At 73.7% G+C, this 9,536-nt stretch carries 8 protein-coding genes; 3 read left to right on the plus strand and 5 right to left on the minus strand.

Features of this window, described 5'->3' with window-relative positions; genetic code table 11:
* On the plus strand, window positions 1-566 hold a 566-nt coding region (locus tag J1M38_RS09480), incomplete at its 5' end, for a hypothetical protein (RefSeq protein ID WP_206501232.1).
* A 12-nt stretch (window positions 567-578) separates the two neighbouring features.
* On the opposite strand, the gene J1M38_RS09485 is transcribed toward J1M38_RS09480, so the two are convergent.
* Complete coding sequence (locus J1M38_RS09485) at window positions 579-2,066, minus strand: M18 family aminopeptidase (protein ID WP_036314398.1); 1,488 nt, start codon at window positions 2,064-2,066, stop codon at window positions 579-581.
* 106 nt (window positions 2,067-2,172) lie between these two features.
* Here J1M38_RS09485 and J1M38_RS09490 point away from each other — a divergent pair, with 106 nt between their 5' ends.
* Window positions 2,173-2,502, plus strand: coding sequence for a hypothetical protein (locus J1M38_RS09490; protein WP_231866246.1), 330 nt, complete (start codon window positions 2,173-2,175; stop codon window positions 2,500-2,502).
* Here the strand turns inward: J1M38_RS09490 and J1M38_RS09495 are convergent.
* Window positions 2,493-4,016, minus strand: coding sequence for a glycosyltransferase family 87 protein (locus J1M38_RS09495; protein ID WP_122054779.1), 1,524 nt, complete (start codon window positions 4,014-4,016; stop codon window positions 2,493-2,495). The two genes, J1M38_RS09490 and J1M38_RS09495, sit on opposite strands and share 10 nt — an antisense overlap.
* A 169-nt stretch (window positions 4,017-4,185) precedes the next feature.
* Here J1M38_RS09495 and J1M38_RS09500 point away from each other — a divergent pair, with 169 nt between their 5' ends.
* The gene (locus J1M38_RS09500; RefSeq protein WP_122054781.1) at window positions 4,186-5,271 is read left to right on the plus strand and encodes an inositol-3-phosphate synthase; all 1,086 of its coding nucleotides are present in this window, start codon (window positions 4,186-4,188) and stop codon (window positions 5,269-5,271) included.
* Window positions 5,272-5,377: 106 nt separating this feature from the next.
* On the opposite strand, the gene J1M38_RS12090 is transcribed toward J1M38_RS09500, so the two are convergent.
* From J1M38_RS12090 to J1M38_RS09520, 3 genes are all read right to left on the minus strand, one after another.
* Window positions 5,378-7,507 carry an acyltransferase family protein gene (locus J1M38_RS12090; RefSeq protein WP_342356227.1) on the minus strand — a complete coding sequence of 710 codons (2,130 nt, stop codon included), beginning with the start codon at window positions 7,505-7,507 and terminating at the stop codon, window positions 5,378-5,380.
* 143 nt (window positions 7,508-7,650) lie between these two features.
* Window positions 7,651-7,950 (minus strand): Rho termination factor N-terminal domain-containing protein, encoded by a 300-nt coding sequence (locus J1M38_RS09515; RefSeq protein WP_115165600.1) that lies wholly within the window; start codon window positions 7,948-7,950, stop codon window positions 7,651-7,653.
* 52 nt (window positions 7,951-8,002) lie between these two features.
* Window positions 8,003-9,454, minus strand: coding sequence for a CCA tRNA nucleotidyltransferase (locus J1M38_RS09520; protein WP_206481696.1), 1,452 nt, complete (start codon window positions 9,452-9,454; stop codon window positions 8,003-8,005).
* Window positions 9,455-9,536: the final 82 nt, after the last annotated feature.

Consider the following 9,536-nt stretch of genomic DNA (forward strand, 5'->3'; position numbering starts at 1 on the left):
CCGCCGAGGCGGCCAGCCCTCCCCCGCGGATCGACCGCGTGTTCCAGCTGACCCTCGCCCCCGGGGTGCCCTGGACCGAGCCGAAGGTGTCGCCCTGCGCCTCGACCCTGTTCACGAATCCGACCCGCTTGAGCGTCACTACGGACAACAGCGCCTTCTACTACCGGATCACCAATCTGCGAGCCGACTCCACGGTGACGGACGTGACCGCCTCCGTCCTGGTGCAGAAGAGCGTGGTGGATAAGTTGTCTAATGGCCTCACCTGGACGAGTGAAACGAAAGACTGGAGCAACCCCACCCTTGACGTCTCCGGCGCCAAGTACATCGACAACGGCATCGAGTACTACCGCTACTACAGCACGCTGAGAACCGCGGTACCCGCCCCCGTCTCAGGCACCATCACCCTGCCGCGCATCCAGTGGTACAGCAACTGCAGCACGAACCTGCTCACCCAGGCCCAAAGCACCGGCGTGATGGCCAACGGCCGCGGCAGTGCCGTCGTGAACGGCACGCCCTTGGTCAATGTCGGCACCTATGTAAGGCTGACCCCCCGCCCCGCCGGCTGACGCCGCGCAGCCTCACACCCCGCGGAAGAACTCCCGCACGGCCGCCGCCAGGTGCTCCACGTCCCGCACGCCGCACATCTCGCGCGCCGAGTGCATGGACAGCAGACCCAGGCCCACATCCACGGTTCGGATGCCCAGGCGGGTCGCCGAGATCGGGCCGATGGTGGAGCCGCAGGGGACGTCGTTGTTCGAGACGAACTCCTGGAACGGCACCCCCGCCACGCCGCACCAACGGGCGAACGCGGCCTCACCCCCGGCGTCGGTGGCGTAGCGCTGGTTGGCATTGATCTTCAGCAGCGGGCCGTGGTTCACGCGCGGGTGGTTCACGGGATCGTGCCGCTCGGCGTAGTTCGGGTGCACCAGGTGGCCGGCATCCGCGGACAGCAGCCAGGACCCCGCGATCGCCCGCGCCCGACCCTGCCCGGCCACGCCGAGCGCCTCGAGCACGCGCCCCATGACCTCCTCGAGCAGCGGCCCGGCCGCCCCGGACCGCGACGCCGACCCCAGCTCCTCGTGGTCGAACGCGGCGAGCAGCGGGATCACCGGGGCGTCGGCCGCCTCACCGGCCACCCCGCCCGCGACGGTCCCCTCGTACGCGATCGCACCCTCGGCGCCGCCGTGCTCGCGCGCCAACTCCTCGAGCGCCGCGAGGCCCGCGTGCACCGAGCTCAGGTTGTCCAGCCGGCCCGACGCGAAGAACTCGCCCGCCAGCCCGAAGAGTCCGGGCGCCTGGGCGTCGGCCACCACGACGTCGTGCCCGCGCACCGCGGCCGGGTCCACACCGGCGGCGGCCGCGAGCGCGGTCAGCACGTCACCGGGCACGCGGGCGGCCAGACCGTCGGCCTCCGCCTCGCCGGCGCCCTCGCCGCGCGGGGCGAGCGCCCCCACGACGGGGTTCGTGTGCCGCTGCCGCTTCAACGTCAGCCCCTCGTTGACCTCGCGGTCCAGGTGGATGGCCAGCTGCGGGATGCGCCCCACGGGCCCGGTCGCGGCGAGCACCTGCGTGCCGTCGTCGAGGGCGAGACGCCCGGCGAAGCGCAGCTCGCGGTCCAGCCACGAGTTCAGCAGCGGGCCGCCGTACACCTCGACGCCGGCCTGCACCCAGCCGTCGGCCGTCACGGTGGCCGGGTTCGGCTTGAGCTTGAACCCCGGCGAGTCCGTGTGCGCGCCGAGGACGCGGAACACCGGCACGACGCCGGCGCTCGGCCCCGCCTCGTCCGGCCCGGCCGCGCGCGCCTCAGCGCCCTCGTGGCGGCCCAGCGCCCCGGCACCCATCGGCACGATCCAGGCCACCGCCGCGCCGTCGCGCACCACCACGTAGCCGCCCGGGGCCGCCGGGAAGTCGGCCGTCTCATCCAGACGGGTGAAGCCGACGGCCTCCAGGCGGCGTGCGACCTCCTCCGCGGCGTGGTAGCTGGAGGGCGAGGCGGTCACGAACTCGGCCAGGTCCCGCAGGTGGGCGGGCAGCTCGGCGGCGGTGTCACGGGTCACGGGGGTCATGCCCCGACCGTACCGCCCCCACCACCCCGTCCGACTACCCTGGCCCGCAAGCGGGCCCGCCGCATCGCCCGCCCCGTCAGCGCAGGAGGAGCCCGCCGTGGACATCATGATCGCCGTCGCCGTGGGGGTCTTCCTCCTGGTGGCGTGGACCGTGGGCGGCTGGGCCATCGTGCGGCTGGGCTTCACCCGGGACGGGGACGCGGCCCGCGCCCCCGCCCACGACGACGGCGCCGCGCGTCCGGCGCACCCCGGCGCGGCCGCGGACCCGGCCACCGACCCCCACGTGATCTGGCGCGAACAGATGAAGGCGGCCACGGCCGCCTCCGGGGCGCAGTGCGTCTGCCCGCCACCCCGCGAGGGCGGCGCCGCCGAGGCGGGGACGAGCACGCCGCCGTCGTCCCCGGACTGCCCGATCCACCGCTGGGACTACGCCTGAACCGCGGCCGGCCGGCCTGAGCGCCCCCGGGCCGGGCCGGCGTACGCGCCGGCGAGCGGGTCGGCGTCCGGGTGGCCGCCGTGGTCGCGCTTCACGAGGTCCTCCGCCGGGTGCAGCATCTCCCACACGACGCGCCCGCACAGCCACAGCACCGCGAGCATGTGCGCGAGGATCGCGGCCACGTAGACGGAGTCGTCCATGGAGTGCTGCGGCGGGGTCTCGGCCACCCCCTTGGCCAGGTACATCCACACGGCGAAGAAGTGCAACGCCTCCACCGTCTGCCACACCCAGAAGTCCCGCCAGCGCGGCAGGGCGAGCGCCAGGAGCGGGATCAGCCAGACCACGAACTGCGGTGAGTACACCTTGTTGGTGAGCACGAACGCCGCCACCACCAGGAACGTCAGCTGCGCCAGCCGCGGGGTGTGCCGCACCCGCACGCCGAGCACGAAGATCCCGAGGCAGCACACCGCGAAGGTGCCGTAGGCCAGCAGGGTGAGGGAGTCCTCCGGCACGAACGCCCACCCGGCCTGCGCGGCGGTCACGTCCCACGCGTGCCACACGCTGGACAGGCCCGGCCCGCGCTCGCCGGAGAAGGTGAAGAACACGGACCACGCCTGGAAGTTCACCGCCATGAGCGGCACGTTGACCGCCGCCCACGCCGCCACCGTGCCCCCGGCCGCGAGCAGGAAGGGCCGCCACCGTCGCGAGCGCACCGCCAGGATCAGCAGCGGCCCCAGGATCAGCAGCGGATACAGCTTCATGGCCGCGCCGAGGCCGAACAGCACCCCCGCCGTCAGGGACCGGCCGCGGGACCAGGCGTACATGCCGCACGCCAGCAGGGCCACGGCCCACAGGTCCCAGTTGATGGTGCCGGCCAGCACGATCCCCGGGGCCACGGCCACCATGAGCCCGTCCGTCCACCGGCGCCCCGCCATCCGGACGGTCAGCACCGCGACGACGGCCCACAGCACCACCACGAATCCGAGGTTCACGAGCCAGAACACCACCGTGCCCTGCTCCGGTGAGAACGGCAGCGCCTGCGTGATCCAGGCCGCCACCGAGCCCACGACGGACATCAGCACGGGGTACTCGAACGTGGAGCCCGCCCGGAACGGCGCCCAGGGGTCCGCCGCGAACCCGCGCCCGCCGTAGAGCGCGGCCCAGTCCGAGTAGCAGCCCGCGTAGTAGACGTCCGGGGCGCCCCAGCCGTGCAGCAGGCACGGCGACTTCTGCAGCACGGTCACGACGGCGGCCAGAGCCACCAGCAGCCCCGTCAACGCCACGGGCCCGGCCCAGGAGCCGGTCCCCCGTCCGGGGCCGTTCGCCGCGAGGCCGCCGGCGAGCTGGAAGCGGCCGCCGCGCTCGCCGGGGGCGGGCAGGGCCCCGGACGGTGCGCTGTCAGCGGAACGCCCGGCGGGGGCACCCGGGTCGGCCACGGCGTCGCACGGGGCGCCGTCCGCGGCGTGAGTGGGCGGCTCGCTGGGGGTCGCGGCATGCGCGGGGGCCGGTCTCATGCCCCCATCCTAGGAAGCCGCCCGGACCCCGGACGGGCGGGGCCGCCGTCGTCGGTCGTAGACTGGCGGGGTTGATCCCCGGGTGAGCGCCCCGCCGAACGGTGTGGGCCCCCTGCGCGCGCTCCGCGTGCCCGCACCCGTTCCGGACAGTCGAGGAGAGAACCAGACCGTGGCCACCAACCCCATCCGCGTCGCCATCGCCGGCGTGGGCAACTGCGCAACATCCCTCATCCAGGGTGTGGAGTACTACCGCGAGGCGAAGGCCACGGACACGGTGCCGGGCCTGATGCACGTGCAGTTCGGCGTCTACCACGTGTCCGACCTCGAGTTCGTGGCCGCGTTCGACGTGGACGCGAAGAAGGTCGGCCTGGACCTGTCCGAGGCCATCACCGCCTCCGAGAACAACACCATCAAGATCGCGGACGTGCCCCACGCGGACGTCACCGTCCAGCGCGGCCCCACCCTGGACGGCCTCGGCAAGTACTACGCCGAGACCATCGAGGAGTCGGAGGCCGAGCCCGTGGACGTGGCCCAGGCCCTCCGCGACGCGGAGGTGGACGTGCTGGTCTGCTACCTGCCCGTCGGCTCGCAGCGGGCCACCGAGCACTACGCCCAGGCCGCGATCGACGCCGGCGTCGCGTTCGTGAACGCCCTGCCCGTGTTCATCGCCGGCACCCCGGAGTGGGCCGAGAAGTTCACCGCCGCGGGTGTGCCGATCGTGGGCGACGACATCAAGTCCCAGATCGGCGCCACCATCACCCACCGCGTGATGGCCAAGCTGTTCGAGGACCGCGGCGTCACCCTGGACCGCACCTACCAGCTCAACGTGGGCGGCAACATGGACTTCAAGAACATGCTCGAGCGTGAGCGCCTGGAGTCCAAGAAGATCTCCAAGACGCAGGCCGTCACCTCCAACACCTCCGCGCAGCTGGGCGAGAAGGACGTGCACATCGGCCCGTCCGACTACGTGGCCTGGCTCGACGACCGCAAGTGGGCGTTCGTGCGCCTCGAGGGCCGCAACTTCGGCGACGCCCCCGTCTCGCTCGAGTACAAGCTCGAGGTGTGGGACTCCCCCAACTCGGCCGGCGTGATCATCGACGCCGTGCGCGCCGCGAAGATCGCCCTGGACCGCGGCATCGGCGGCCCGATCCTCTCGGCCTCGTCCTACTTCATGAAGTCCCCGCCCGTGCAGCACAACGACGACGCGGCGCACGAGCTCGTGGAGGCCTTCATCCGCGGCGACATCGAGCGCTGACCCGCCCGGTCCCCGCGGACCGCGCACGACGCCGGCCCGTCACCTTCCCCGTGGAGGTGACGGGCCGGCGTCGTCATGGGGGCGCGTGCCGCCCCGGCCACCGCGCTCAGCGCCGCACGCCGAGCCGGTCCTCGATGGTGAGCCGGACGAGCTGGGCGTACATGGCCTGGCCGTCGGCGCGGGGGTGCACGCCGTCGGCGGAGAAGTCCGTGACGTGCTGCTTCGCCGCGGCGTCCCAGTCCGCCAGGACGATCCGGTCCGGGTGGGCCTTGGCCTGCGCCTCCATCTGCACCTGCACGTCCGCGATCCAGTCCATCGGGCCGTGCGGCACCACGAGCACGAGCAGCCGGTCCTCGCCGACGGCCGCCAGGATCTTCTCCCAGTCACCCCGGTGGGTGGTGCCGTTGGCGCCCAGGGCCACCACGACGACGTCGCTCAGCTGGCCGTCCGCCTTGAGCTTCTCGAGCTCGTCCGCGGCGTCCCAGATCTGGTAGCCCACCTCCGCCTCGAGCAGCATCCCCGGCAGCTGCTCCAGGAGCGTGGGCGCGGCCGAGAGCGAGACGGAGTCGCCGATCAGGGTGACGTCCGGGCCGAGCTCGGACGGCGGCAGGGCCGCGGTGAGCTGCTCCTTGGAGTACGTGGGGCGCGTGACGGCCGGGTCGCCGAGCCCGAGCCCGGACGGCTCGGCGGACGACCCGGGCGAGGACGTAGCACCGGCGGAGCCCTCCGCGTCCCCGGGGGCGGCCGAGCCGGGCGAGGCCGAGGCCGACGCCTCGGCCCGCTTCGTCTGCTCCGCCGCCCGGGACTCGCGGGCCGCCTGCTGGGCCGCCTGGGCGGCCTTGAGGGACTCCTCCGCCTGGGCGATGTCCTGCTCGAGCTGGGTCTGCGCGGGCGAGTGCACCACGGCGGCCACGGCCGCCGCGGGGACGGCCACGAGCCCCAGCGCCGTGGCGGCGGCCGCGAGCCGGCCGATCGGCCCGGCCCCGCCCGTGAACGCCCGCCGAGCGGCTGCGCCCCAGCGACCGAAGGCACCCGTGAACCCCTCGTGGAGGATGGGCTCCTCGATCAGCCGGGTGCTCAGGTCGGCGATCAGGGCGGTCAGCAGCAGGATCGCGCCGGCGGCCACGGGCTCGACCCACCCGGGGGCGTCCACGGGCACCATCACGCGCATGATCACGAGCAGCGGCCAGTGCCACAGGTACGCGGCGTAGGAGCGGCGCCCCCACCAGCGCAGGAACCCGTTGCCCAGCGCGCGCGAGAGCGAGTCGCGCCGGTCGCCCTGCACCACGTGCCAGACGATGAACGCGACGACGGCGGACAGGCCCGCCAGCACGCCGCGGTACGTGCTCGCGTGGCCGCCGTCGACCAGGGCGAAGCCCGCCGCGAGCACCGCGACGGCGCCCCACGCGACAGCCACCCGCGTGGCCGAGGTCCGCGGCTCGGGGCCGCCGTGCTCGGGCCGGGGCACATGGGCCAGGCCGATCGCCACGCACGCGCCGAACAGCAGGCCGAAGGCGTGGGTGTCCGTGCCGAAGTAGAGGCGGGCCTGCTCGAACCCGTGCCACGAGCCCCAGGCCATCCACGCCGCGGAGGCCACGGCCGCGACCGCGACCGCGAGGATACGACGTCGGTCCGCCACCCGCCCCGAGTTCACCGTGCTGCGCGGCGGCCAGGTGAGCAGGAGCAGCCCCCAGAGGAGCAGGGGCCAGAGGATGTAGAACTGCTCCTCGATCGCCAGGGACCACAGGTGCTCGAACAGTGGCGGCGAAGCGCGGTTGAAGTAGTCCCCGCCCTGCAGGATCATCACCCAGTTGCTGGTGTAGGTCAGGGCGCCGAACCATTGGCGGCCCAGGCCCGCGGGGAACTCGTCCACCGCCAGCCACGCGAGCGCGGTGGTGCCCACGAGCGCCATCAGCATGGCCGGGATGAGTCGCCGGACGCGCTTCATCCAGAAGGTGCCCAGCGCCACGCCCCGGCCCGCGTCCACACCGCGGACCAGGCCGGTGGTGATGAGGAAGCCGGAGAGCACGAAGAACATGTCCACGCCCACGAACCCGCCGCGCAGGAACGTGGGCCAGGCGTGGAAGACGAGCACCGCGATCCCCCGCAGCCCGTCGAGGGCGGTGACCCGTCCGGGGCCGCGACTGACCCGCGTGCCGACCTTGACGGCGGGCACGCCGTCCTGGGGCGGCAGGGCATGGCGGGGCACGGGCGCGGGGCGCTGGTCGGAACTCACAGCGGTCGATCATTCCATCCCGACCTGGATGGGCCAAAGCCTCCGGCTATCCCCACCCGCCCCACCGCGTTGGGGGCGGTTTCCGGCGGTATTCCGCTCCCAAAGCACCGGTTTCCGCCCCGGAAGCGGGGGGCGGGCGCCGGTCAGTGGTCGCGCAGCGCCTCGATGAGCTCGTCCTTGGTCATGGTGGAGCGGCCCTCGATGTCGAGCTCGCGGGCCCGCTTCGCGAGCTCGTCCTTGGTCCAGTCCTCGTAGGAGCCGGCCTCGCCGCCGCGCTCGGCGACCTCGTCCCGGCCGTCCCGGGCGGAGGCGTTGGCGATCCGCGCGGCCTTCTCCTCGCTCGCGCCCTCGCGGCGCAGCGTCTCGTAGACCTCGGGGTCCTTGATGTTGGAGGTGCCGGGGCCCATGGGGGCGCCGTTCTTCTCGGTCTTCTTCTCAGCCATGCGGCCAGTGTGGTCCCGGCCCGACGACGGGTGGAAGGTCCGCCGCGCCGCCTCAGTCCTGCTGGGCCTCCGGCTGCTCGGCCCACCAGCGCCGCAGCTCCGCCTCGGCCTCGGCCGGCTCGTGCGGGCCCTCGTCGAGGCGCCACTCGAGCAGGTGGGTGTACGCCCGCCCCACCACCGGGCCCGGGCGGATCCCCAGCAGCGCCATGATCTGCTGCCCGTCCAGATCCGGCCGCACGGCGGCGAGCTCCTCGGCCTCGGCGATCTCGGCGATGCGCCGCTCGAGGTCGTCGTACGCGTGGGCCAGCCGCTCGGCCTTGCGCCGGTTGCGGGTGGTCACGTCCGAGCGGGTCAGCGCGTGCAGGCGGGGCAGCAGGTCGCCGGCGTCGTGGGCGTACCGGCGGACGGCGGAGTCGGTCCAGCCGGCGTCGCCGTAGCCGTAGAACCGCATGTGCAGCTCCACCAGACGGGCCACCGCCTTGATGGTGTCATTGTCGAACTTCAGGGCACGCAGCCGCTTGCGGACGAGCTTGGCGCCCACGGTCTCGTGGTGCCGGAAGGTGACGGCCCCGCCCTGCTCGAAGCGGCGTGTGGCCGGCTTGCCGACGTCGTGCAGCAGCGCCGCCAGGCGCAGCACGGGGTCGGGGGTCGACGGCGAGTACTCGCCCTCCAGCTCCATGGCCTGCTCCAGCACGGTCAGGGAGTGGGCGTAGACGTCCTTGTGCCGGTGGTGCTCGTCCGACTCGAGCTGCAGGGCGGGCAGCTCGGGCAGGACGTGGTCGGCCAGGCCGGTGCGTACGAGCAGGTCGAGGCCGGCGCGCGGGTGCGCCCCGCAGACGAGCTTGACGAGCTCCTCGCGGACGCGTTCGGCGGAGATGATCGTGATCCGCTCGGCCATCGCGGTCATGGCCTCCTCCACCTCGGGGGCCACGGCGAAGCCGAGCTGGGAGGCGAAGCGGGCGGCGCGCATCATGCGCAGCGGGTCGTCGGAGAAGGAGTCCTCGGGGGTGCCGGGGGTGCGCAGCACGCCGGCGTGCAGGTCCTGCATGCCACCGAAGGGGTCCACGAGCTCGAGGGCGGGCAGGCGCAGGGCCATGGCGTTGACGGTGAAGTCGCGGCGCAGCAGGTCGTCCTCGAGGCTGTCGCCGAAGGCCACCTGCGGCTTGCGGCTGGCCGGGTCGTACTGCTCGGCCCGGTAGGTGGTGACCTCGAGCTGCCAGCCGGCCTTGCGGAAGCCGATGGTCCCGAACCGCCGCCCCACGTCCCACGTGGCGTCCGCCCAGCCGGCGCCGACGGCCTCGGACGCGTCCGGGTCGGCGTCCGTGGTGAAGTCGAGGTCCGGCGATGTCCGCCCCAGGAAGAGGTCGCGGACCGGGCCGCCCACCAGGGAGAGCTCGTGGCCGGCGGCCTCGAACCTCCGCCCCAGCTCCACGACGACGGCGGGCAGGGTGGCGTCCGCGGGGAAGCCGGGGGGCAGCGCGTGGGTGGCGGTGGTCAGATCCATGATGCCTACAAGGGTGCCAGACGGTCCCGGCACGGGCCCGCGCGGGCCGGGCTAGAGTTGACGGCATGACCCGCCCCGATCC

The organism is Micrococcus sp. KRD070, from assembly GCF_017168435.1.
GTDB lineage: Bacteria > Actinomycetota > Actinomycetes > Actinomycetales > Micrococcaceae > Micrococcus > Micrococcus luteus.

What these genes read in the sequence shown, in the direction of transcription:
- J1M38_RS09485 (WP_036314398.1), bottom strand. Translation starts at nt 2,066, where the DNA reads ATGACCCCCGTGACCCGTGACACCGCCGCCGAGCTGCCCGCCCACCTG.
- J1M38_RS09490 (WP_231866246.1), top strand. Translation starts at nt 2,173, where the DNA reads ATGATCGCCGTCGCCGTGGGGGTCTTCCTCCTGGTGGCGTGGACCGTG.
- J1M38_RS09495 (WP_122054779.1), bottom strand. Translation starts at nt 4,016, where the DNA reads ATGAGACCGGCCCCCGCGCATGCCGCGACCCCCAGCGAGCCGCCCACT.
- J1M38_RS09515 (WP_115165600.1), bottom strand. Translation starts at nt 7,950, where the DNA reads ATGGCTGAGAAGAAGACCGAGAAGAACGGCGCCCCCATGGGCCCCGGC.
- J1M38_RS09520 (WP_206481696.1), bottom strand. Translation starts at nt 9,454, where the DNA reads ATGGATCTGACCACCGCCACCCACGCGCTGCCCCCCGGCTTCCCCGCG.